This is a genomic window from Pseudomonas sp. (genome assembly GCF_049300855.1).
In the GTDB taxonomy this organism is placed as follows: Bacteria; Pseudomonadota; Gammaproteobacteria; order Pseudomonadales; family Pseudomonadaceae; genus Aquipseudomonas.
The window spans coordinates 490,117-510,567 of the sequence record NZ_JBAQKH010000029.1 but is presented as its reverse complement, the minus strand read 5'-3'; the positions used below and the strand labels follow the sequence as shown (position 1 = coordinate 510,567).

At 53.9% G+C, this 20,451-nt stretch carries 19 protein-coding genes; 13 read left to right on the top strand and 6 right to left on the bottom strand.

Annotation, left to right across the window (positions count from 1 at the left end; genetic code table 11):
* Positions 1-9 precede the first annotated feature (9 nt).
* The 5 genes from WA225_RS17290 to WA225_RS17270 are packed head-to-tail and all read left to right on the top strand — an operon-like array spanning position 10 to position 5,031.
* Positions 10-591 (top strand): cupin domain-containing protein, encoded by a 582-nt coding sequence (locus WA225_RS17290; RefSeq protein WP_422608858.1) that lies wholly within the window; start codon positions 10-12, stop codon positions 589-591.
* Complete coding sequence (locus WA225_RS17285; protein WP_422608857.1) at positions 588-1,571, top strand: fumarylacetoacetate hydrolase family protein; 984 nt, start codon at positions 588-590, stop codon at positions 1,569-1,571. The genes WA225_RS17290 and WA225_RS17285 overlap by 4 nt, the downstream gene beginning before the upstream one ends.
* A 9-nt stretch (positions 1,572-1,580) precedes the next feature.
* The gene (locus WA225_RS17280) at positions 1,581-2,582 is read left to right on the top strand and encodes an NAD-dependent epimerase/dehydratase family protein (protein ID WP_422608856.1); all 1,002 of its coding nucleotides are present in this window, start codon (positions 1,581-1,583) and stop codon (positions 2,580-2,582) included.
* Positions 2,560-3,354: a cyclase family protein gene (locus WA225_RS17275; RefSeq protein ID WP_122746200.1), complete on the top strand. Its 795-nt coding sequence runs from the start codon at positions 2,560-2,562 to the stop codon at positions 3,352-3,354. The genes WA225_RS17280 and WA225_RS17275 overlap by 23 nt, the downstream gene beginning before the upstream one ends.
* A 45-nt stretch (positions 3,355-3,399) precedes the next feature.
* A complete protein-coding gene (locus tag WA225_RS17270; protein ID WP_422608855.1) occupies positions 3,400-5,031 on the top strand; it encodes an arylsulfatase in 1,632 nt (543 codons plus the stop codon).
* Positions 5,032-5,089: 58 nt separating this feature from the next.
* Here WA225_RS17270 and WA225_RS17265 read toward each other — a convergent pair whose 3' ends face one another.
* Together WA225_RS17265 and WA225_RS17260 are read right to left on the bottom strand one after the other, a co-directional pair.
* Positions 5,090-6,163: a Rieske 2Fe-2S domain-containing protein gene (locus WA225_RS17265; protein WP_422608854.1), complete on the bottom strand. Its 1,074-nt coding sequence runs from the start codon at positions 6,161-6,163 to the stop codon at positions 5,090-5,092.
* 36 nt (positions 6,164-6,199) lie between these two features.
* The gene (locus WA225_RS17260; RefSeq protein ID WP_422608853.1) at positions 6,200-7,153 is read right to left on the bottom strand and encodes a PDR/VanB family oxidoreductase; all 954 of its coding nucleotides are present in this window, start codon (positions 7,151-7,153) and stop codon (positions 6,200-6,202) included.
* Positions 7,154-7,444: 291 nt separating this feature from the next.
* On the opposite strand from WA225_RS17260, the gene WA225_RS17255 reads away from it, so the two are divergent.
* The 7 genes from WA225_RS17255 to WA225_RS17225 all read left to right on the top strand — a co-directional run bounded on the left by WA225_RS17255 (position 7,445) and on the right by WA225_RS17225 (position 13,834).
* A complete protein-coding gene (locus tag WA225_RS17255; RefSeq protein WP_401042016.1) occupies positions 7,445-7,915 on the top strand; it encodes a MarR family winged helix-turn-helix transcriptional regulator in 471 nt (156 codons plus the stop codon).
* A gap of 122 nt (positions 7,916-8,037) precedes the next feature.
* Positions 8,038-8,553, top strand: coding sequence for a cupin domain-containing protein (locus tag WA225_RS17250; protein WP_422608852.1), 516 nt, complete (start codon positions 8,038-8,040; stop codon positions 8,551-8,553).
* 261 nt (positions 8,554-8,814) lie between these two features.
* Positions 8,815-10,068: a tyrosine-type recombinase/integrase gene (locus WA225_RS17245; protein WP_422608851.1), complete on the top strand. Its 1,254-nt coding sequence runs from the start codon at positions 8,815-8,817 to the stop codon at positions 10,066-10,068.
* An 11-nt stretch (positions 10,069-10,079) separates the two neighbouring features.
* Positions 10,080-10,496, top strand: a complete 417-nt coding sequence (locus WA225_RS17240) for a hypothetical protein (RefSeq protein ID WP_422608850.1) — start codon at positions 10,080-10,082, stop codon at positions 10,494-10,496.
* 61 nt (positions 10,497-10,557) lie between these two features.
* Positions 10,558-11,778: a hypothetical protein gene (locus WA225_RS17235; RefSeq protein ID WP_422608849.1), complete on the top strand. Its 1,221-nt coding sequence runs from the start codon at positions 10,558-10,560 to the stop codon at positions 11,776-11,778.
* Positions 11,768-12,916 carry a Shedu immune nuclease family protein gene (locus tag WA225_RS17230; RefSeq protein WP_422608848.1) on the top strand — a complete coding sequence of 383 codons (1,149 nt, stop codon included), beginning with the start codon at positions 11,768-11,770 and terminating at the stop codon, positions 12,914-12,916. Before WA225_RS17235 ends, WA225_RS17230 begins: the two co-directional genes overlap by 11 nt.
* A 147-nt stretch (positions 12,917-13,063) precedes the next feature.
* Positions 13,064-13,834 carry a hypothetical protein gene (locus WA225_RS17225; RefSeq protein ID WP_422608847.1) on the top strand — a complete coding sequence of 257 codons (771 nt, stop codon included), beginning with the start codon at positions 13,064-13,066 and terminating at the stop codon, positions 13,832-13,834.
* 265 nt (positions 13,835-14,099) lie between these two features.
* On the opposite strand, the gene WA225_RS17220 is transcribed toward WA225_RS17225, so the two are convergent.
* The 3 genes from WA225_RS17220 to WA225_RS17210 form a co-directional block, all read right to left on the bottom strand.
* Positions 14,100-14,984 (bottom strand): hypothetical protein, encoded by an 885-nt coding sequence (locus tag WA225_RS17220; protein WP_422608846.1) that lies wholly within the window; start codon positions 14,982-14,984, stop codon positions 14,100-14,102.
* Between the two features lie 14 nt (positions 14,985-14,998).
* The gene (locus WA225_RS17215) at positions 14,999-16,222 is read right to left on the bottom strand and encodes an AAA family ATPase (protein WP_422608845.1); all 1,224 of its coding nucleotides are present in this window, start codon (positions 16,220-16,222) and stop codon (positions 14,999-15,001) included.
* A gap of 93 nt (positions 16,223-16,315) precedes the next feature.
* Positions 16,316-17,221 (bottom strand): hypothetical protein, encoded by a 906-nt coding sequence (locus tag WA225_RS17210; RefSeq protein WP_422608844.1) that lies wholly within the window; start codon positions 17,219-17,221, stop codon positions 16,316-16,318.
* Between the two features lie 359 nt (positions 17,222-17,580).
* Between WA225_RS17210 and WA225_RS17205 the strand changes: the two genes are divergently transcribed.
* Complete coding sequence (locus WA225_RS17205) at positions 17,581-18,210, top strand: hypothetical protein (RefSeq protein WP_422608843.1); 630 nt, start codon at positions 17,581-17,583, stop codon at positions 18,208-18,210.
* 576 nt (positions 18,211-18,786) lie between these two features.
* On the opposite strand, the gene WA225_RS17200 is transcribed toward WA225_RS17205, so the two are convergent.
* The gene (locus tag WA225_RS17200; RefSeq protein ID WP_422608842.1) at positions 18,787-19,494 is read right to left on the bottom strand and encodes a hypothetical protein; all 708 of its coding nucleotides are present in this window, start codon (positions 19,492-19,494) and stop codon (positions 18,787-18,789) included.
* Positions 19,495-20,451: the final 957 nt, after the last annotated feature.

Here is a 20,451-nt window from a genome sequence, read left to right as displayed (position 1 = left end):
GGATATTCCATGCAAGCGCTTCCCCCTTTCAAACGCGTGGTCACCGGGCATGATGCCCAGGGCCGTGCGGTCGTCGCCAGTCGCGGAGCAACTGCCAACGTCTTCGCGCTGCAAGCGGTGCCGGGCACGGTGTTTCATGAAATATGGAACAGCAGCGGCAGTCCGGCACTGCTCGACAATGCCGATGATCCAACCAGCAAACCCTTACAGCTGAGCCCCGGCCCGCAGGGCAGTGTGATTCGTGTCGTCGACATTCCGCCAGACAGCGTGCAGAACCAGGTCAGCGCTGCCGCTGCTGCGGCTGCATTTGCCGAGATTGGCCAGGCGCATGCCGGCACCGGTCACGCCAACGCGCGACACAAACTGATGCACCGCACCGAAACCCTCGATTACGGCATCGTCACCGAAGGCGAAGTCTGGCTGGTGCTCGACGATGAAGAGGTCCACCTCAAACGCGGCGACGTGGTGGTTCAGCGCGGCACCCATCACGCGTGGAGCAACCGCACCGAGGCCATGGCGCGCATGGTCTTTATCCTGCTGGACGGGCGTTTCGCCGCTGAACTGCAAAGCTGCCCGGGAGAAAAATCATGAAGCTCGCAACCCTGAAAAACGGTAGCCGTGACGGCCAATTGGTGGTGGTTTCGCGCGACATGTCCCGGGCGCTGGACGCCCGTTCGGTGGCGTCGACCTTGCAGCACGCCATCGAAAACTGGCGCGAAGCCGAGCCGCGTTTGCAGGCCCTGGCGCGTCAACTCGAAAACCACGACTGCCGCGAGGCCATTGCCTTCGACCCCGCGCAGGCGATGGCGCCGTTGCCGCGTGCTTATCAATGGTGCGACGGTTCGGCGTTTCTCAGCCACGGCGCGCTGATGCAGAAAGCGTTCAACCTCGACCCGATCGAAGGTGCTGACCGTACGCCGTTGATGTATCAGGGCGCCGGTGATGACTTCATCGGCGCACACGATGACATCGAACTGCCGAGCGAAAGCCAGGGCATCGATTTCGAAGGCGAATTTGTCGTGCTGGTCGATGATGTGCCGATGGGCTGTTCGGCCGAGAGCGCGTTGCAGCACATCAAGCTGATCCTGCAGATCAACGATGTCAGCCTGCGTGCACTGGCACCGCGGGAAATGCGCACCGGGTTCGGTTTCCTGCAAGCCAAACCGTCCTCCAGTTTTGCGCCGCTGGCGATTACCCCGGATGAACTGGGCGAAGCCTGGCGTGATGGACGCGTGAATTTGCCCCTGCAAGTGCACTGGAACGGCGAATGGTTTGGCCAGCCGCACGGCGCGCAGATGAACTTTCATTTTGGCCAACTGATCGCTCACGCGGCCCTGACCCGTCGCCTGCGCGCCGGCACGCTGATCGGTTCCGGCACGGTGTCGAACGCCGAGCGCAATGTCGGCTCGGCGTGCATCGCCGAACGTCGGGCGATTGAGATGATCGAGCAGGGCGCACCGGTGACAGGTTTCATGCGTTTCGGCGATCGCGTGCGCATGGACGTCACCGACAGCAATGGTCAATCACTGTTCGGTGCGATCGATCAACGCGTCGTCAAAGCCAACGGCTAAGGAACGCCCATGCGTGTACTGATTACCGGAGCCAATGGCTTTGTCGGTCGCGAACTGCTGCGTTGTCTGCTCGCGCGCGGCAGTTTGCGCGGGCAAGTCATTCGTTCGTTGCTGGTGCTGGACACTGACGTCCACGGCCTGCCAGACGACCCGCGTCTGCGTCGGCACAGCGGCAGCGTGACGGACGCGGCGTTGATGCGTCGTGTCCTGGCCGATGGCATCGATGTGGTTTTTCACTTGGTCAGCATCCCCGGCGGAGCGGCGGAGGCGCATTACGAACTGGGTTATCAGGTCAACCTGCTGGCGAGCCTCGAACTGCTTGATCAACTGCGCAACAAGGCGCGGCCACCGGTGCTGGTGTATGCCAGCAGCGTTGCGGTGTATGGCGCTGATCTGCCGGCGAAGATGAACGAGCAGGCGGAACTGCACCCGCAACTGTCGTACGGGACGCACAAGATGATGGTCGAACGTGCGCTGATCGATTTGGGTCGGCGCGCTGAAGTCGATGGCCGCGCGGTGCGCCTGCCGGGCATAGTCGCGCGCCCGCGCGAACCCAACGGTTTGCGCTCGGCTTTCATGAGCGACTTGATGCGAGCCTTTGCCGAGGGCGCTGACTATTGCTGCCCGGTGTCGCCGCAGGCGACGGCGTGGTGGATGTCGGCGCGCTGTTGCGTGAACAACCTGATCCACGCCGCCGAACTGGATGACGCCGCCGCGCAACAGCGGATCTGGCAACTGCCGGTGCTGCAGTTGTCCATCGCCCAGGTCATCGATGCACTGGCGGCAACTTATGGCGAGCAACGCCGTGCGCTGATCAGTTTTGCCGCTGACCTTGACCTCGAAACCCTGTTCGGGCGCATGCCGCCCTTGAAAACCCCGCAGGCCCGCGCTGCTGGCTTCAGCCATGACGGCAACGTCGCCACGCTTATTCGCAACGCCCTCAATCCAGCCCCTTTTCGGCATCTGCCGTTGAACGGAGACACGCCTCATGTCACAGCCTATCCAGCGTAAACGTCGTCTGGTCGACCTTTCGGTGACCCTCGATAACAACCCGTACACAGATCCGCCGCCGCTGTTGCCGAAAATCGATTACATGGACCACCAGCAAGGCTGGCCGGAGATGGCGGCGATGTTCCCGGGTTTGCAGCTAGAGCAGATGCCCGGCAATGAGTCGTGGGCCGCCGAGCGTTTGCAGATCACCACTCACAGCGGCACCCACATGGATGCGCCGTGGCATTACGCCTCGACCACCGATGGTGGTGAGCCGGCGTTTGGTATTGATGAGTTGCCGCTGGACTGGTGCTTGCAGCCGGGGGTCAAACTGGATTTTCGCCATTTGCCCGACGGTCACGTGGTGACGGCAGAGGAGGTCGAAGCGGAACTGGCGCGCATCGAGCACGCGTTGCAACCGCTGGATATCGTGCTGGTTAACACTCGCGCCGGTGCGCTGTTCGGTCAGCCGGGGTATCTCGACGCCGGGATTGGCATGGGCCGCGAAGCGACGATGTATCTGCTGGAGCGTGGCGTGCGCGTTGTCGGCACTGATGCCTGGAGCTGGGACGCGCCGTTCAAATACACCCGTGAACGTTTTGCCGCCAGCGGCGATGCCTCGATCATCTGGGAAGGGCATAAGGCCGGGCGCGATATTGGCTACGGGCAAATGGAAAAACTGGCCAACCTCGAGTCGCTGCCAGCGAGCGGCTTCACGGTCTCGTGCTTTCCCTACAAGATCCGGCATGCGTCCGCAGGTTTTGTGCGCGCGGTGGCCATTTTCGAAGAATGATCGGGCTGTTCGAGGCATTCCTTTAACGACAATAAGAGAACACCGATGGCTCTATCGCGATTACCGCTGACGGCACTTTTTTGCGCCCTGACAATGGGCGGCGGCGTGGCCATGGCGGCCAGCCAACCGAATATTCTGCTGATCGTGGCGGACGATCTGGGGTACTCGGATCTGGGCAGCTACGGCGGCGAGATTCACACCCCCAGGCTGGGTGAACTGGCCCAACAGGGTGTGCAATTCACCAGCATGTACGCGGCGCCGACCTGTTCCATCACCCGCTCGATGTTGCTGTCCGGCACTGACAATCACCTTGTCGGGCTGGGCACCATGGCCGAAGCCTTGCAACCTTTCCAACGAGGCAAAGCAGGCTATGAGGGATACCTGAATGGGAAGGCCTACTCGGTTGCCGAGCTGCTCAAAGCGGGCGGCTACAACACGCTGATGGTCGGCAAATGGCACTTGGGGCTGGAAGCCGATCAAGGCCCGGATCGGCGCGGTTTCGAGCGATCGTTCACGCTGCTGGAAGGCGGGGCGACGCACTTCAAACCCGCCAGCTTTGCCCCGACGCCGTTGGAGCAAGTGCATTACCGTGAAAACGGCCAGCCGGTAGAGGTGCCCGAGACGTTCTACTCCACAGACTTTTACACCGACAAGCTGATTGGCTACCTGCAAAACACCCAACGCCAAGGCAAACCGTTTTTTGCCTATGCCGCCTACACGTCACCGCACTGGCCGTTGCAAGCGCCCAAGGAATATCTGGACAAATACCGCGGCCGCTTCGATCAGGGCTACGACACCGTGCGCTCGTCGCGCATTGAGCGCCTGAAAAAACTCGGCCTGCTGGACAAGGACTTTCAGCCAGCGCAACCGTTGCCCGTGAACCCACGGCTGCCCGGTTGGCAGCAGCTCACGGCTGAGCAGCAGAAAGTCGAAGCGCGGAAAATGGAAATCTACGCGGCAATGGTCGACAACCTCGATCACAACATTGGCCGGGTGATCGACTACCTGCGCCAAAGCGGCCAGTACGATAACACGGTGATCGTGTTCATGTCCGACAACGGCGCGGCGGCGGAAAACCATGCGCAGTTCTATCCGCCCGGCGTGAACACCGATAACAGCCTGGCCAATCTGGGCCAGCGCGGCTCGCAGATCGACTATGGATTGCGCTGGGCGGAAGTCAGCGCCGCGCCTTTTCACTTGTTCAAGGGCACCACGGCCGAAGGCGGAATTAGTGTGCCGGCGATCATTCAACTGCCCAAGACACTGCGTCGTCAGGGCGTAGAACGGGGCGTGGCACGAGTGGATGATCTGGCGCCGACATTCCTTGATTTGGCGGGCATCGCTTTGCCGAGCGAAGCTGACAAACACCCGATCACCGGCCGATCCATCCTGCCAATGCTCGAAGGCAAGGGCAGCCCTCACGACGCTGAGAGTCTGGCCGGAGAGTTGTTCGGCAATGCTTATTATCGCGAGGGCAATCTCAAATTGTTGGGTATGCGCCCGCCAGCAGGTTTCGGCGATAACACGCAGCCGCCGCAATGGCAGTTGTTTGATGTAGCACAGGATCGAGGTGAAACCCATGATCTGGCGGCTGTTCAACCGCAGACGGTCGAACGGCTCAAGGCCGCATGGCTCAAGTACGCCGAGCGGGTCGGCGTAGCATTTCCCCCGCGCTAACGCGGCAGACGCTTCAAACACAGTGGACGGCGTTGCCGCCGCCACTGTTTTGCGGCCATCAACTTGTCGGGTTGCGCAGTCGCTCGATGATTCTGCGGGCACGATTGGCACCGACGTCGACGTGAATATCAATCATCGGGCGCGTACCGAACCGGCACATGTTCTGGTACTGCGCTTCGATCACCACTTTGTCTTCGTCGAAGGTCAATCGCGTCTGGTGCAGAACTTTGGCTGTCACGGCCTCGGGATCATGTTCAGGGTTGGTGGCCATGGTCCAGAAATAGTGGCTTGTGGTGTCTGTTTCCGGTGTCACGCCGTGAAAGCCGCGCATATGAAAACCGCCCCGATCGGGATTGTCCAAATCATCGGTGCCCGCGTCTATCGCGCCAGTCCAGATGCGCAGGTGATTGAAGTGAAATTCGATCTCCTGCCAGCGGTCGATGTTGCCTTTGAACGGGTAGGCCGCGGTGTAGGTCGGCGGCGGAACGGAGTCGGGCATGTGGCGAACCACGCGAACCATCGAGTCATCACCATCGACGTTCATCTTCGCATTCATGTGAATGCTGGCGTTGCCGCCAATGGTGTGCAGATGGACGTAGCCCAGATGGCTGAGATCCATGAGGTTGTCGTGGATGAGTTGATAGGGCGCGTCGTAGTGATAGACATCACCGTCGAACAGGTATTTACCGCTGCTGTGCACGTCGTAGACCGGTGGCGCGAATGTCGGCTCTGGATGCTCAGCGCTGCCGAACCAGATCCAGATGATCTGATCCTGTTCCTGGACGGGGTAGGCAGGCACTTTGGCTTTGCTTGGAATCTTGTCCTGGCCCGGAATTTCGATGCATTTACCGCCTTCATTAAATAGCAGGCCGTGGTAACCGCAGCGCAAACCGCGTTCCTCCACTGTGCCACCGGACAGCGGCAATGCGCGATGGCAGCAGCGGTCTTCCAGCGCGGCGACCTGGTTATCTGCCGTGCGGAAAAGCACCACGGGTTTATTCAGCAACGTACGGCCAAGGGGCTGGTCTTTCAGTTCTCGGCTCAAGGCTGCGACGTACCATTGATCGAGCGGGAAACTCGGCGTAGTGGCCGGGGCGATATCGTATGCAAGGGGCAGGGCAGCGGTGGTCATGATGTTCTCCGGCGAGCGGTCAGGGCTCGGTTCAGGTCAAAGGTCCAATACCAGACGGGGCGATTTGGCACGTGAGCAGCACGGCGTGAAACGGTCGTTGGCAGCGTGTTCGGCGGCGGTCATGAACTGGTCACGGTGATCGCCAATGCCTTCGAGCAAGCCCGTGACACAGGTGCCGCAGACGCCTTGCTCGCACGATGATTCGATGGCAATCCCGGCCTCATCGAGCACTTCGAAAACAGTGCGATCGGCTGGGATGTAAAAAATCTGCCCTGTGCTCGCCAACTGAACTTCGAAGGGCGAATCAGCGCTTGCATCGACAGGAGCGGCGGCGAAGAACTCCCTGTGCACGCGATCTTCGGACCAGCCAGCGGCCTGCGCGGTGTCGAGGATGAAGTTCATGAAGCCGGCCGGGCCACATACGTAGAGGTGAGTGGCAGTGTCTGGCGCGGCGAGGAGGGCGCTTGCATCGAGTTTCTGTTCGGGCACTCCACTGTCGTCATGCAAATGCACGTGGCTGGCGAAGGGCGCTTGCCGCAGGTATTGGATAAACGCAGCGCGTTCGCTGGATCGAAAGCTGTAATGCAGCTCGAAATCTGCGCCTTGCTGATGAAGTTCATGGGCCATTGCCAGCATCGGAGTAATGCCGATACCGCCGCCAAACAGCAGGTGACGCTTGGCTGAGTCCGCGAGTGGAAAGAGGTTGCGTGGTTCGCTGATGCTGAGTGTCTGTCCCTGACTGATACTGTCGTGCATCGCGGTGGAACCGCCGCGGGAGGCAGGATCCTTCAGCACACTGATCACGTAGCGATGACGTTCTCGGGAGTCATTGCACAGCGAGTATTGGCGGGTGAGGCCGCCGGCAATGTGAATGTCGATGTGTGCACCGGCGTTGAACGGTGGTAACGGCCGATCGTCCGCTGCGCACAGCTCAAAACTGCAAATACCCTCGGCCTCGACGACTTTGCGGGTGACGTTGACTTGAAGCATGACTTTTCCCTCCACATTGAAGTGGCTGCTAAAAAACGAACGGCAAAAAGGGTGCGAGCGGGTGACGAATCAGCCGGGCGAGAAGAAATAGAAGCGGTGGGTATTCATGGGCGCCAAGGACTGGCACGGTTGGGGAGCGTTCATAAGCAAGACCTGTAATTATTTTTTTGAGGTTGTGCTACGGCGTATCATGCGGCGCATTGTCCGCAATGCTTAGCTGAGTGAATCCTCAGATAAATTGGTTGCGGTGTCAACCAATATGCAAGATCTTTGATCTATGGTGTTTTCTCGATGGCTACTGATACACAGCTGAACCTGTCGCGTTATGTACCTGGCCTGGTGACGTTCCTGGCGAACAAACTCGCCACCGGGGCTTCCCAGTGCTACCGCAAACACTTCGGAATCGGCGTGGTTGAATGGCGGATGCTTTCGATGCTTGCCGTTGAATCCGACATCACCGCCAATCGAATCTGTCAGGCGATCGGTCTCGACAAGAGCGCGGTCAGTCGTTCGTTGCAGACATTGGAAGCGGCGGGGCGGATCACCAGTCAGCTGGATCCCAAGGACGCGCGGCGTTACACCGTGCGATTGACGGCCAGCGGCAAGGAACTGCATGACCGTGTGCTTAAAGTCGCACTGGAGCGAGAAGCGCGTCTGCTCAGCGGATTGACCCCGGCTGAGGTCGACACGTTGGTTGATTTGCTTGGGCGCCTGCATCTGCAAGTGCCCAATGTGAACAGTTATGACCCGAGTGAGGAGTGAATCAGCGGAAGATCGAGATTTAGCTGACAAATTCGTCGTTCGTCTTCGATATGCGATTAACTACACTAAATGGTCGTTTAGTTGAGCTATCAAAAAACCAGCGTCAAATCATGGAGCGGGCGATGATTCAACGTAAAGCAAGCGCACAAGACGTGATCAATGCGCTGAATCTCGAACCACACCTTGAGGGTGGTTATTTTCGTAGAACCTATCAGTCAGACCATCGCGACTGGCTTGAAACCGCTGCAGGACCGCGTTACCTGTTGACGTCGATCTACTATCTGCTGACCGAGCAATCATCGGTGGGCCAGTTCCATTTCAACCAGTCGGACATCCTGCATTATTTCAATTTGGGCGACGCCGTCGAATACAACCTGATTCATGCTGACGGCTCGTTGCAAACGCTGGTGATGGGCCACGACGTTTTGGCGGGACAGCATCTGCAATTGCACGTACCGGGCGGCATCTGGAAAGCATCACGATTACTGAACGGCGCAAACGGATTTGGATTGATCAGTGAGGCGGTTTCACCAGGGTTTGATTTTGCCGACATGGAGATGGGAAGTCGCCAGAAGCTCACAACAGCGTTTCCACAGCATCGAGCGTTGATTGAAAAGCTGACGCGGGATGAGGATTGAGCGATGCAGATTCAGAGGATTATCAGGTTGGAGGGAAAGACGTTTTGAGGCTTCGCAGGAGAATGAAATCTCGTGGGCAACGAGGCTGATCTCGCAACATCATGTTACGTGTAATGTATATTATGTTAAACGACAGGTCATGTCATAAATGTTCATGAGCTACCTAAGTCGCTGATTCGACAAAACCGCTTCTGACGTCCACTCTCTCAACGGGCCATGTCCTTCGTGTTCATGGCGAGTCCTTGAATGAGGTGGCTGCCGATGAAGCTGATTCAGTGCCGTTTCTCTTCAGGTCAGCGTGTACCGCTGCTCGTGCAAGCTGGTAACGCAGCGCCTTTGCCCATAGTCATTCCGTTCATCTACGTTCAACTCAAACTCAGGTACCGAGCTTACAACACTGCTGCGGCACATCTGCGCGCGATTCAGGCTTTCTACACCTACGCCGAAAGCCGAGACCTAGATATCGATGAGGCCATCTTGGCCTACCACTTTGAGTCGATTCTGGCTTTGCTGGATGGTTACGTCCTCTGGCTCCAAAGTGGCCGTCAAGCCGATAATCTGATCGCCCGAATTGGCACAGCTGCAACGGCGCCTTTTCCGCAGATCGACCCTCGTACCCGTGACCAGTACCTGCGGTTGCTTAAGCAGTACCTGTTCTGGTGTGTCACCCGTTACATCCCGCGCGCCCGTCAGAACTCAATCGCTATGGCTAACATTGAGGTCGTATTTGCAGATGTCGCCGACGTCATTGAGCGGCGTTTTGAGAGCCATATCATCAATGCTCTTCCCGACCGCACTCGTTACCGCAGCCTGACAGATACCCAACTCCAGATCATTCGTACACTGATCCGCCCGGGTGCTCCGGAGAATCCGTTTCCGGAGCGGCTGCAGTTGCGCAATTGGCTAATGATTGAATTGCTGCTGGAGACTGGAATACGTCGCGGAGAGCTTCTGAAGCTCTACAGCACGGATATCAATCAGGGTTCTCAGCACGCCTATGTCAGCATCAATGATCGCGAACATGACGTTGGCGATCCGCGCGCTGAAGAGCCTGCGCTGAAAACACATGGACGGACGGTAGGCATTTCCGCGCAGTTGTATGGGGTCTACGAGCGCTATATCCAGGGCGAACGACGCCCTCTGCGTAACGGCAAACCGATGAAATTGCAGTACCGCTATTTGTTCATCTCGGATCGAGGTCGCCCGCTGTCGATCCGCGCGTTGTCTAACGTCCTCGATCGGCTGTTTCTGACCATTGAATTGGCTGATCCAGGGTTGTTGCCTACACTTTCTGCGCATGACTTTCGCCACACCTTTGCAGACCGGTTTTTGGCTTACCTGGTCGAAAAGCGTGTGTATGACCTCGAGCGGGCCACTGACGAACTCCGACGAGTCTGCGGTTGGTCTGAGACTTCGACGATGCCACGTCGTTATGCAAGTCGTTATTTAGCCGAGTCGGCCAACCTCCACAACGCCCAGCGTGCCTCGGCAGCCTGGAGCCGACTTGACTGTTAAGGAGGTGCGCCGTGACCGAATCAGCCGATCAAGAACACGCTTCACCCTCCTCCACTTTTCCGGCCTACGTGTTCCAGGGCCCGGCTCAGGTTGCTATCCGAACTCGTACTAATGACCAGCCAAAGTACGTCGATACTCGATTGAGCGCTTGGACGTGGTACGACGGCGGTATTGCGATGACAATCGATTGGGCCGCGCTCCAATTGAATTCGGAACTCATTGAAATAGGCAAAGGGTTTATGGCCTACGCACTTGAAAAATATGCGCCTAGAACAGTGGTAATGTTCGCAGACTCTCTTCGTTTTTTATCTAGTACGAATCTCGCAGCGAGCGTCGTCGGCGTACTACTCTCAATCCGAGCAATTTGTCCTATTCCCGGAGTCGGAGCACCAGCTGATCACCCTGCTGGAGCCGCAACGGGAAGATGAACTGGGTACCTTTATCGGCACCATTTTCAGATTTGGTGGCGCTGAACTCACACCTGTGGAAATGAAGTCAATTTTGCAGTCAGCCGGTAAAGCCGAAGAATGGGAGTCTTACGAGAATTTTTCTCGGATGCGCGAGAATGCGGCTAAGTCAGGGGATACACCCATTCAAACGATGATGGATAGCGAGCTCAAAAAGCTTGTGAAGAGATGGACAACCAGTAATCCGCCGCTAATACCACCACGGGTTGATCTTCCGCCAAGCATAAATCAGCAACTTGCGTTACGTAGCGATTACACCAGCCGCTTCGACCCCTTCGTTCTGGCGGTCGAGCATGAGGCATTGAACAGGGGCAAGCTCTCTGCGCCACCTGATGGCGGACGCGCTAAGTTTGTGCGTTTCAACCATCTAGATAATGACCTTGCGCCAAAAGAAACAAACGCTAAAGCGAAGCAGGAAGACGAAACTCAGCAATTGATGAAAAAGCTTGGCATGGCCGATCTGGGATTGATCCGAGAATTTGATCTGTGCCGATTTACCCATGGATATACGCGTGTTTCCGCCACTCCAACACTGAATAAGCGCAACCAGGATATGCCTGTTCGCTTGAAGCTCTTTGAGCCCTTGAGTAATGGCAAGCGACCTATTTATGTCGTGACCCAGGCTAACGAGGCACTGTATGTGCGCCTCGACCCTGATGCCGTTTATAAGTGGTTACAGGCTGTAGGGGTCTCAGACTTGCCGCAGTGGGACAGCAGCGGCTCCATCAAGCTGGGTGGGAAACTGCTAGAAGTGGCAGAACCTTTCGGACGCTATTTCTCCCTTCTCAAAGAAGGGGATGCATCAACCTACCGCTACGTGTACACCCTGTTGCACACATATGCACATGCACTCATGAAAAACGTGGCTGAGCTGTCAGGCTTGGACCTGGGCTCTATGGGGGAGTACATCTTTCCCCTCGACCTCGCATTTGTAGTGTATCGAAATGGCACCACCATGGACCTTGGCAACCTGTCATCGTTGTGGCGCAACGAAAACAATCTATTCCTACGGCGTTTCTTGGATACGTCGATCCACCGCTGCAACTCAGGTCGACTTTGCGATGCCGCCGGAGGGGCTTGTCCTGACTGCATCATGATTCCGGAAACGTCGTGTGTTGCGCAAAATCAGCTGCTGTCGCGTGCCGTACTGAAAGGCGGTCCTCCACCTCGCGAAGATGCGACACACAAGGGACAGCAAATCCGCGGTTTTCTCGAGATGACTAACGAACACAATGAAAGCTGAATTACTCCACGCCTTTGATGTACTCACGCCACACTGCGATGTTAGCGCTGCCTTATGTGAAGCAGCAGGTCAAGGTGCCCTAGATGTGCCCCTGGACGTGCACTCCATTTGTACTCGTGTCGGACTTCCGCAGGCACGAGCGGCGGCAGTAGAGCGGACGTTGATCATGGGGCAAACGTGCAATTTGTTCACGCAGTCAACGCCACACAAATGGCGAGTGGGTGATCGTGTTCTGGCGTTAGAGTTAGCTCCCTTTTTACACGGCGCCCGGCTTTATCGTATACGTGTTAGCCATGCTGGTGGGCAATCCCCAACCCGTATGCAGCACGTGGTTATGACGGGAACTCCCGCGCCCAGCAATTCAGAAATCGATACGGAGTCTGAAAACACTAACGAGTTGGACCTCGCGTCAGGGCTCAACCGCATTGGTCCATCGCACCGTCCAATGAACGCAGCTGAAGTTCGCCGGCGTGCGGTGGTAAAAGTCCGAGAGGATCTTCCGGCGCTTGCCGCTGAGCACCCACTTACCTTGATGGCGCTGCATGCAGATATCGAGCGGGTCTCGCTGCAGCAAATGATCGACTCATACCGCGACATGCTTGCTCAACAACTGAGCGAGAACATCTGGCAGAAGTTTTTCGACCAGAACATTTTTATACTGACGATGTTGTTCTGTGGCCCCGTGCATTTGATAAGCGGGCAGTTTCATGCCCAGCCCAGTGGAATCAGAGGGACAGGAGCCCAAATAGGTGACTACCTATTTCGAGGAGCCGGTCAGGTTTTGTCAATTGTCGAGATCAAAAAGCCCTCCACGCCTCTGGTACAGAGAAGAGAGTACCGCCGTGGCGGTGGAGTTCATGCCCCAGACTCTGAGTTAAGCGGGGCAGTCAGTCAGGTGTTGTATCAGCGCCACTCGCTACAGACAGCGTGGGGGATTCATCGTGATGATGAGATGCTTGCAGGCTCTCGGCCGGACAATACCCGCTGTGTGGTAATCGCCGGAACCCTCCCCGCCGAGTCAAAGCTACTGCGTTCGTTTGAGACTTTTAGGTGTTCCTACAAGGACGTCGAAATAATCACCTTTGATGAACTTCTGCGGAAGTTGGAAACTTTTCTGACGCACCTGGCTGCCAAGTAACTTCCCTAAATGTTAATACTGCACTTTTCATTCTCGTAAGCTCATCTGTGCAGGTACTGAGATAAACTTCGGCACCAACACAGTCGCGAATCAGCTAAATGTGAGACGATATGACCGTACTGCAAAAAGGGACAGATGGTGACTGATATGAATGAAAAACTCGAGATTGCATGCGCCGATTTTCGCCATTACGTTACGCAGATACTCGAACCTGCCAAGGACGACTTAGAGGAGAAGGTCAGGAAGGGCGATGTCTCCCTTTACCAAGCATTCGGCGCAAATCTGATCTTAGCTCACAGTGTCGACTACCTACAGGCGGTGCGATCAGCAACTGGCATCGACGAGACCCGTACTGCCTTGATCCAAATGTTCGATGAGAAGTTCTCGATTGCAGGTGCCTACCTTGGTAACCGAAAGATGGAACTAATTGACGCGATCAACAACGCCTTGAAGCACATCCGGATTGACCCTAAGCGTTACAGAAACCTAGGGGAGCGATATGGGCAGATATCCTTCCAAAGCCTGGTGGAGCAAGACGGCTACGTTTGGTGCCACCTTGAGGAACATCGGTTTGATTATTGCCGTGTGGTCCTGCTGCCGGCTTTAAGAGCGCTATCTAGCTGGCAATTCGACTCGACCGAAGACGTTCTGCATTTCGCAAGAGGCGATTTCCTCGTCATGGAAACTTCCTTCTATCCAGATGAGTATGATCCGGACGACCCGTCTACCGCGATAGATCAAATGATCGAGTTATGCAACCCGCCGTGCAGAAACTGTGAGCTCCACGCTGACGATTGTTTGTGCACTCGGTACGTTTTTGCAGGTGAGAGGGGGCAATACGAGCCCGCGTACACGCCAACCGCGAGCGAAATCAACGAGCTGATGAGCCACATTTCCCCTTCGTACGGCCGGTCGTAGGGTACGCCCAGTAACGGATCAGGCCGCGTGCAGCATTGCACGCCGGCCTCCCCGCACACAGATCCTGGGGCTACTAGAATGTCTTCCATATTTCGTTCAGAGCCTTGGCCTGCGTGGCGACAGTGCCTCGATAGGCAATCTATCGTAGTTGTAAATCATCAGCGGAGTGATGTGAGGACGAATTTGAGTCTGCCACCGTTATTGAAGCGTTTGTTATGATAATCAAGCATTCGTCATCATGCCCAATTGCAAGCGAACCATTTATTCAGAGCGTCGGGGGGGCCAGTTCAGGGTCGAAGCCGTAGCGCCGGCATTGCATATAACCTAACTTGGCAATGCGCACATCCGTTTGCCACAACCGGATGAAAGCCCGAACGCAGGCTGCATGAGGGATATAGGAACGCTCCATATTGGCAAGCTCAGCCAGAAGAATATCCGACGCTTCGTCACGGTCTCGTTCCGCTAGCAGCGCGCCAACTGCGCCAATCATTTGCGCACGCTGCTTGTGCAAATGGTCGCGTCTATTGAGACCGAAAAAATCGATGATGACGCGAGCGCGCAAATTTTCTGGTCCGCTTTGATATTTGGGAACGGCCGTCGTGAGAGTGAAAGTAATCAGATTTTCCGGATCCTCATCCCTCTCTCCCAATGGAAAACAAAGCAACGCCCCTTCGCGGATTAGATTTTCATCGGACTGTGGAACTTGTGCTCGGTCATTGAGAGTCGGAAAAAAATTAAGCTTGAAGATGGTATTGCATACCTTACATGACGCCGCGTAGTTGTGAACGTCGTAAGCAAGCCAGTAGTACCCGGTCTGCGAGGCATCGCCCAGCGGTATGTCGTAGGTTATCTCTGGATGGCGTTTGGCATTTGGCCAAGGTTCAACATCAGACTTCGGTCGGAAGTGTTCAAGGTCCCATTCGATAGGTCCGTACGCACCACCTTCCATCTGTTGTTCGCAATAAGCGCACTTATTGTGCTGAAGCTTCATGTAAACAGGTTTAACCTTGCTCCAGCTAGAGGACCTCTCCTCGTAACGGCCCAGCCGAATCAAAGCATCCGTGCGCTCGGTAGCTCCGCCTAGCCATTTGGGACTGATTAGCGAGATAGCTTGCTCAACGGCTTTTTCATTCCAAGGGTAGCGAATCATTGAAATCACTCCCCTTATGCGGATGGGGGGCTAATGCGCTGTAAAAACTCGAGTGCCGCACTAGCATCGCCTTGAGCAGCCCGTTCGAATAGCTTTCGTGCAGAATTTTCGAATGAAACTGGCCTGGTGGTCTGTAACCCGAAGTAATTGGACAGCAAGATGTGTTCGACACTCTGGCCAAGAACGTGCTCGGTGCTTTGGGTAATTGTAGCGTTGCCATCATTCGTACGGTCGGTGATGAAAATGTTCTCATTGTTCACACTGCTGGCCACCAGCGGGCTATGAGACGTCAGCACGAACTGAAGTTTTGGAAAGGTGGACGACAGCATGGGAACAACCTGCCGCTGCCATGCAGGATGAAGGTGCAAGTCTATTTCATCCACTAAGACGATGCCCGATACCTGATCAAGCCGCGTCTTCTCAGGAGTAACATCCACAAGATGCCCGATCAGATCCCCTACCCAGCCAATGAACGCCTTATATCCATCCGACAAGGCGTTGAAGGGGGTCTGCAGTCCCTCGAAGTTGAATAGGAACTGGTCATCGTCCTGCGAAATTAGACCTTCGAACTGAATGTTGTTCGGCAGGATTCGATTTAGTAGTGCCACCGACTCCTCAAATCGTTCCTCTTTCATACGGTGAGGGATGAGCCATGATGACAAGGGCCGTAAGGCAACATGATCCTCAAACAATCCGGCGATGCGTTGATAGCGCAAGCCCCGGGAGCGTCGTGCGCTGCTCGGAGAATAATCGCCTGACTCCACCCGCCGAGTAGCTCCATATCCGACAACAAAAAATGCAGTTGAAGCTTCATCTTCCAGTAGCAAGGAGATGGGGGAAAGTGGGGTTTCATTTAGGTGAATCCGATCAAGGACCCCCCGTTTCGCCACGTCCAATCGAGCCATCAACTCCATCCTTGATTTCAAGCCTGCAACCTGCTCCTGAGGGTCAGACTGGGCCACCACCTTCAGCAGGCAACGCTCCGCCGCGGGTTCACCGTTGGCCTGTCTGCGTACAAGGCGATAAGGCACAAATCCCGTGTGCATTAAGGCAGGTGCCAGAACTGCCAACGCCAGTGCCCGCAACACCGAAGACTTGCCTCCGCCATTGTCACCCAAGATCAGATTGATATTAGAAATGGTAGATGCTCCTGCACTTCTTCTGCCAGGGTACTGAAGATTGAGGATTGCCTTCTGGAAACATTTGAATTCGTAAATGGACAATTTCTTGGCATACATGTGGTATCTCCTCGTGCGGTAACACTACAAAGTCTAGAATGGGGCACTTCTCTTCTGTTAGCTCTCGTGTTACCCATGAAGATTTAGTGTCGCCTACAGATGATTGCTCTGGTCGAACTGCAAGCAGGCACAAGCGCTCTTACTCAAAGGTTTCAAAGTAACAGTTATCCTGTCACAATCTCGGCAAGCTTGGACCCATTGAAACCGCTCGCACGCCATGCACTTTCCATAATGAGATACGCCAGTAATGTTGAGCGCATCGTAGAAAACCATTGAGTGGGCGGAGCAGATAGCACAGGTGGCAAAAGAGACTACTTCTTTATCTATCGTAAAGCCGCAGCAGTGGCAGAAATAGACATCGGAAGTACGCAAGCTCAAAGACTCGCACTTGCACTTATAGCAATATTTTACAGCTTTCGAGTCAATGTTGTCATAGGCGGCGTCAAGTGCTTCAGAACGATAAGATTCATTACTGGTAAGCACCAAAAGGTTCCCTGCGGAAAGAAAGGTAGAATAGTCTACCATCTCACCATAATCCCGGCTTTGTCCCTTGGCAAACATTGCCAACGCTGAACATATCAACGACAAACAATTACCCTTAAGGACTTCCGGTTCGACTTCGGTAGAAAAGTGGATCAGTTTGTTTCTAAGGGCTGCCATTTTAAGAATTGCATTGTATTCCCATTCAACAAAAGATTCGAGACTCTCAACAGCCTTAATCGACGCTGAAAATGTTATGGTTCTTATAGACTCAATATCCACCCCAGGATTTAAATTTTCCATGATCGCAGCTAGACCGCTCTCTTGCAAAAGCCGATATTTTACCAGCAATTCGACCGCGGTCTGAAGGGAAATTACGGCGAGTTTCACAGATTGCCGATCTAATTTTTCAGCAAAAAGCAGGTTGAGACCCGCATTCAAAAAATCCTTGGCATTTTCTAAGAGCGCGATGGCTGCGCGAGCTTCGACCTCAGAAGCAGATTTTCGATGCGACTGCATTTCGCTTACCTCCGAATAAGATTAGCTGACACCGACAGCGCCCTGCCCTGCCCTGCCCTGCCATGCCATGCATGTAGGGGGCCTACCTGTTTGAAATTCATACTACCCTCTGCGGTTAAGTGGGGCAAAGGTTACCAGCTCTCGGCGGCTTAAATATACAAGGTTTAAAAGGTAACAAAAAGTAATTATAATAACTTGACTGAAGCACTTGGAAGGCGCGCCGCAGGCTAATTCTTTGCCCTTCGAGTGAGACATTGCAGTTGATACCGACGAGGCGGCGCTATCAACGTTTCGTTTAGGCTTCATATACCTAAATCTAACAACCATGATGGCAAAAATCGGTTCCATAGGATGAAGCAATGAAAAAATCAAAAATAAACAAGCCAGAAAATCCTGGTTTTGAATCTACGATTTGGATCAATGAAAGTGACATTGTAGAAAGCGCCTCAGCGTTTGGCGATGTGGCATTAAATATGTCACATACACTTAGCCCCTATGGAGATTCGAGACTTAATGTAATTTTTACCAACGGCGCTCTGGCGCTCGAACTTTTCTTTAAATCCCAATTGGTTGATAGGGTTTTCGAGCCTGCCTATATTGAGATAGAGAGTCAAAGTGTTACTACAGAGGAGCGTTACTGGAGCCAAACGACCCCATCCATAGTTGCGGTACACCATAGTCGACTACAAGTGCCCGCAAAATTTAGGACTCATGAACTAGCGAAACTTTTTGAGTTTATCGATACAAAAACGCAATCAAATATCTTGGCGTCCGTATCAAAAGAAACTCAAAAAATCCAAACCAAAGACCACATGATGGAGTTTCTTTTATCTATAAATAACTTCTTTATAGACAAGCGTTATGGGTTTGAGGGGTTTATTACAGGAGTGGATGCAGATATAAGACACCTCTATACTCTGATTCCAGTACTGCGCGGAGTAAAGAGTGCGCTAAGCGATTCCAAAACAGAATTGCCATTTATTAAATAATATCAACGGTCGCTCTTGCTCGAAAGCGGATCACCACGAACGGCCTACATCAAACTGAAGTGATTGGCGAATTCGTGCAGAAAATGTGGTGACAGCAACACTTTATGCGTATCAAAAATACTTATAAAGTTTACACTGCTTTAGATTCAGAACCTGCACCTTATTTGTTATTACGATAGTTCGTGTTCGTGGATGCATTTTTGGGGGTGTTTTTTATTTTCATCGAAGTTGTCAGTGTGGCAACTTCGCTCTGTGAATCAAATGCTAATTTGCTTATCAAATGATACAGAAGCAGCAACTGGATGACGGATGCATTAATCGGGAGACTATGAATATTAGCAAGCGCGCTTTCGGAATTTGTCCATTACTTGTCGCTGAGGCCAAACATGAAAAGCTATCAGCGTTGCCGTCTCTAGCGCAGAGCTGGAGTCAAATGACCCAAAAGCCCCCAGGGCTACCTAACCCTAGTGTTCGTTGGCGAAGCACTAGGGTGGTTTGCAATGGTTGCAAAGTAGATCTCGATTATTACAACTTTGCGAAGAGCGACGGAACCGGAGTATCCGCTGCCATCTGCTCTCAAGAGATATAACATTCCCGGCCTACCCAAGAGATAAGCATGTCCTCCAGGGTCGCTGCTTCATCTTGGTCCAATTCGAAAGGGGGAGCTTCGCCGATAAAATAAGTATACTTCTCAACGTCGTAGCCTGTCACCTTGGCCTCAATCGCTCTCCCCTTGATGTAGTTCTGTTTGCCGCGACTCGCCGGGTGCAGCTCCAACAGCAGGTTGCTTACATCGGCGGGATTTAACACATAAAGTATGCCATCAATAATAACCTTAACCCCTTCTCCCGAAGGCTCAGGGCATGAAAACCTCTTGTTCTTGCGTGCGTAAATCTTGAACGGATAGAGCATCTCATTTGCTCTCTTGAAGCGAGCATAAAGATCCGCCACCTCTGGCAAATCCGCAAAGTCCGAATGCACAATCTTATTACGAATTTTCCGCAGCTCGTTTGCCTCATCCATGAAACGAGGCCAGTGCGACGCTAACTGAGGATACAGAGGAACAGCGCTCAATCTATCCTTGATTGCATCATCGAGCGTCTCACGTTTTTTCGTGGGCGGAGGCGCTTTTTTCGTTGTTAGGTAGTCGAAGATTGAGCGCTCGAACGCAACCGCTTGGGATCTCAAATCATCGAGGGAAGGGCTATGTGATCCAGGCCTGTCTGTGTACGTGCATTCAAGAAAAGCAGCGCGTTTAAGCTGGTTTTTTTTGAACAAAGCCATCTTCATTTCCTTCTGCGAGTAAACCGGTATCGGACGCTATCACGTGAGTTGTAAGGGCCCGACTGCTGAAATCTGTAGTGTCAAAAACTCTGCGAACTGAAGTAAACTCGCGCCTAAAAAAGTAAAGCCTATAAACGTTGCTTTTTAGCACTGAGTCCTAACAGCCAGAGCTCAAAGCCCTGCACCCTTGCTAACCAGGCATACGGAGTATAATCAGACCCGCTGACTATAAGTTGGTCACCCCGGAGAAATCAATGTCTATCCGAAGCGATTTATGGCGAAAGCGTAATTGATACCCCGTGCGTTACCAAGGGCCTTTCGATGTTGAGACGGCCTACACATGCAATAGAACAAACCCGGCCTAAGTTGGACGCTTAGATCTTCATTCGCAACCACATTATCAGGACGACTACCGATAAACTGATAAATCGATCGGTTATCGTATACGCCCTATTTTATTAAATCCGATCCTGCGCTGGCGCAATGTCATCTATTACAGCAGCGAAATGACGGGCGTTGACGAGAACCGGATAATAATCGCGTATACCTTCAAGGTTTAGTGACTCGCGGGGTGCACACGTCAAATCACCGGTTAGTCAGGACCGTATGTCGGTATAGCTTGGCTTTCAGAACGCGTGACATCTCCGTAACCTCGCATTCATTACCGTGGGGTATCCCATAGCCAATCGGTTATTTAATCCACTGCCAGAGACTGACATTCCAACGCTCGTGAGCGGTCGCCTGTGAACTATTGAATGATCTCCAACTAAGAAAGTATCTATCTTTCAAATATATAGACAGGTTATGAGCAGTCGACATCGCCCACTTGTTAAATGGAGTATTACGTTACGCGCCCTCATTTGTCCAACGTCACTAACCTTCGGTCACGTTCGTACAAAACCACGTTTCTCGAAAAATCAGCAATTTGAAACCTCACCCTCATACCCAGTCTCATGT

What these genes read in the sequence shown, in the direction of transcription:
- WA225_RS17225 (WP_422608847.1), top strand. Translation starts at nt 13,064, where the DNA reads ATGAATGAAAAACTCGAGATTGCATGCGCCGATTTTCGCCATTACGTT.
- WA225_RS17210 (WP_422608844.1), bottom strand. Translation starts at nt 17,221, where the DNA reads ATGCAGTCGCATCGAAAATCTGCTTCTGAGGTCGAAGCTCGCGCAGCC.
- WA225_RS17245 (WP_422608851.1), top strand. Translation starts at nt 8,815, where the DNA reads ATGAAGCTGATTCAGTGCCGTTTCTCTTCAGGTCAGCGTGTACCGCTG.
- WA225_RS17285 (WP_422608857.1), top strand. Translation starts at nt 588, where the DNA reads ATGAAGCTCGCAACCCTGAAAAACGGTAGCCGTGACGGCCAATTGGTG.
- WA225_RS17205 (WP_422608843.1), top strand. Translation starts at nt 17,581, where the DNA reads ATGAAAAAATCAAAAATAAACAAGCCAGAAAATCCTGGTTTTGAATCT.
- WA225_RS17280 (WP_422608856.1), top strand. Translation starts at nt 1,581, where the DNA reads ATGCGTGTACTGATTACCGGAGCCAATGGCTTTGTCGGTCGCGAACTG.
- WA225_RS17235 (WP_422608849.1), top strand. Translation starts at nt 10,558, where the DNA reads ATGAAGTCAATTTTGCAGTCAGCCGGTAAAGCCGAAGAATGGGAGTCT.
- WA225_RS17290 (WP_422608858.1), top strand. Translation starts at nt 10, where the DNA reads ATGCAAGCGCTTCCCCCTTTCAAACGCGTGGTCACCGGGCATGATGCC.
- WA225_RS17230 (WP_422608848.1), top strand. Translation starts at nt 11,768, where the DNA reads ATGAAAGCTGAATTACTCCACGCCTTTGATGTACTCACGCCACACTGC.
- WA225_RS17275 (WP_122746200.1), top strand. Translation starts at nt 2,560, where the DNA reads ATGTCACAGCCTATCCAGCGTAAACGTCGTCTGGTCGACCTTTCGGTG.
- WA225_RS17250 (WP_422608852.1), top strand. Translation starts at nt 8,038, where the DNA reads ATGATTCAACGTAAAGCAAGCGCACAAGACGTGATCAATGCGCTGAAT.
- WA225_RS17270 (WP_422608855.1), top strand. Translation starts at nt 3,400, where the DNA reads ATGGCTCTATCGCGATTACCGCTGACGGCACTTTTTTGCGCCCTGACA.
- WA225_RS17200 (WP_422608842.1), bottom strand. Translation starts at nt 19,494, where the DNA reads ATGGCTTTGTTCAAAAAAAACCAGCTTAAACGCGCTGCTTTTCTTGAA.
- WA225_RS17220 (WP_422608846.1), bottom strand. Translation starts at nt 14,984, where the DNA reads ATGATTCGCTACCCTTGGAATGAAAAAGCCGTTGAGCAAGCTATCTCG.
- WA225_RS17255 (WP_401042016.1), top strand. Translation starts at nt 7,445, where the DNA reads ATGGCTACTGATACACAGCTGAACCTGTCGCGTTATGTACCTGGCCTG.
- WA225_RS17260 (WP_422608853.1), bottom strand. Translation starts at nt 7,153, where the DNA reads ATGCTTCAAGTCAACGTCACCCGCAAAGTCGTCGAGGCCGAGGGTATT.
- WA225_RS17215 (WP_422608845.1), bottom strand. Translation starts at nt 16,222, where the DNA reads ATGTATGCCAAGAAATTGTCCATTTACGAATTCAAATGTTTCCAGAAG.
- WA225_RS17265 (WP_422608854.1), bottom strand. Translation starts at nt 6,163, where the DNA reads ATGACCACCGCTGCCCTGCCCCTTGCATACGATATCGCCCCGGCCACT.